This window comes from Mycobacterium sp. (genome assembly GCF_049281135.1).
Classification (GTDB): Bacteria; Actinomycetota; Actinomycetes; order Mycobacteriales; family Mycobacteriaceae; genus Mycobacterium.
The window spans coordinates 1-1,802 of the sequence record NZ_JBAPRN010000488.1; the positions used below are offsets into that span (position 1 = coordinate 1).

Below are 1,802 nucleotides of genomic sequence, written 5' to 3' on the forward strand. Positions count from 1 at the left end.
GACCCGCGCTCATGCGGTACGGAACCGCCGAGCAGAAGGCCAGGCACATGTCCGCCATCGCTGCCGGTGAGGTGATCTGGTGTCAGGGCTTTTCCGAACCTGAAGCCGGAACGGATCTTGCGTCGCTGCGGACCCGCGCGGTACCCGACGGTGACGGTTGGCGCATCACCGGGCAGAAAGTCTGGACCTCCTACGCCCAGATGGCGTCATGGTGCGTGCTGGCGGCGTGCACCGACCCGAAGGCCCCGAAGGCCAATCGGCTCAGCCTCTTTCTGGTTCCGATGGACCGGGCCGGCATCACCGTGCGACCGATCCGCTCGATGCTCGGGCCACATCACCTCAACGAGGTCTTTCTCGACGGTGTCGAGGTGTTTCCCGACGAGGTCCTCGGCGAATTGGGCGACGGCTGGCGGGTGATGCGCGAAGCGCTTGCCTTCGAGCGCGTCGGGATCGCCCGCTACGCCCGGTGTGAGTCATTGCTCGACCGCATGCAAACCGAACTCGGCGACAACTGGGACGAGTTGCCCGAGTCCATCCGTACGCGCTGGGTGCGGGCACTGATCGACCTTCGGATCGCGCGGCTGCTGGCTTATCGCGCGGTGTCCTTGCAGGACGACCCGTCAGCCGGTGCCGCGGCCAGCGCCGCACGCATCGCGACCACCACCTGCGACCAGCAAGTGGCCGAGCTGCTGTTCGACGTGCTCGGGCCGACGGCGCTGGACAGTGGCTCGTCGGCGGCGCTGCATGGTGCTGTCGAAGACCACTGGCGCTACGCCCAGGCGGCCACGGTCGCGTCCGGAACCATCGAAGTGCAGCGGATGCTCGTCGCGCGGGAAACCTTGGGAGCTCACGGATGAAAACCGCTCTGCCAGAAGATATTGCCGAGTTCTCCGCTGTCGCCGCCAAACGGCTCGTCCGGTTCGGCGGACCCCAGGCCGCTCTGCAGGCCGAGACCGACGACCGGCTCCGCCAAAACGCCCGGACCGCACTGTCGGACCTCGGTGCGTTCGACCTCGACGTGCGATCCTCTTCCGAGGATCTGCTGGCCGCCGCCGTGCTCTGCCAGGCTGCCGGCGCAACTGCCCTCCCCTATCCGCTCGTCGAGGAGCTCTTGGCGATCGACGGTGCCCGGCTCACCTTGGTGAATCCCGAAGCACCCCGGATCGATCACGGCGACTTGGCCGGCGACTGGATCGCCGCCGACCTCGATGGCACGCGCTACCGGGTGCAGCCGTCGTCGCGCACCGCCGCCAAGCTCGGACCCTTTCTGGTTCCGGCGACGTTGGGCCCGTCCGACGGGACGGTGCCGGCCGCCGACGTCGATCTGCATCTGACGCTGGGGTCGTGGCGGATCGTCGGCGCGGTGCAGCAGTGCCTTGAGATCGCTCGACGGCACGTTGTGGCGCGGATGCAGTTCGGCAAGCCGCTGGCGGAATTCCAGGCGGTCCGTTTCACGGTCGCCGACGCCGCTGTCGCGGCGCGCGGGCTTCACGAGCTCGCCAAATACACCATCAGCCGAGTCGAATCTGTTCCGGCGCAGGTGCGTTCGGCTGACGCACTGATCCTCCGCCTCAAGGCCGGCGAGACCGCACGACTAGTCTTGCGCACCGCGCACCAGTTACTGGGGGCGCTGGGCTTCTGCGACGAGTCCGACGTCAGCGTGCTCGACCGGCACACGCAGCCGCTGATCCGGCTGCCGGTCAGCACCGAGGTGCTCGCGATGCGGCTGCTGCCCGGCATCCGCGACGGGGGGTTCGAGACGCTGTTTTCGGGACCGGTATCGGCGTGAGCCGCGCCGGCGA

Annotated in this window: 2 protein-coding genes; both read left to right on the forward strand. The window is 68.3% G+C overall.

The window, feature by feature from the left end:
- Positions 1 to 857, forward strand: an 857-nt coding sequence (locus WAN02_RS19670; protein ID WP_422265910.1) for an acyl-CoA dehydrogenase family protein, incomplete at its 5' end; no start/stop codon positions are given.
- On the forward strand, positions 854 to 1,789 hold the full coding sequence (locus WAN02_RS19675; RefSeq protein WP_422265911.1) for an acyl-CoA dehydrogenase family protein: 936 nt from the start codon (positions 854 to 856) through the stop codon (positions 1,787 to 1,789). The genes WAN02_RS19670 and WAN02_RS19675, both read left to right, overlap by 4 nt.
- Positions 1,790 to 1,802 lie beyond the last annotated feature (13 nt).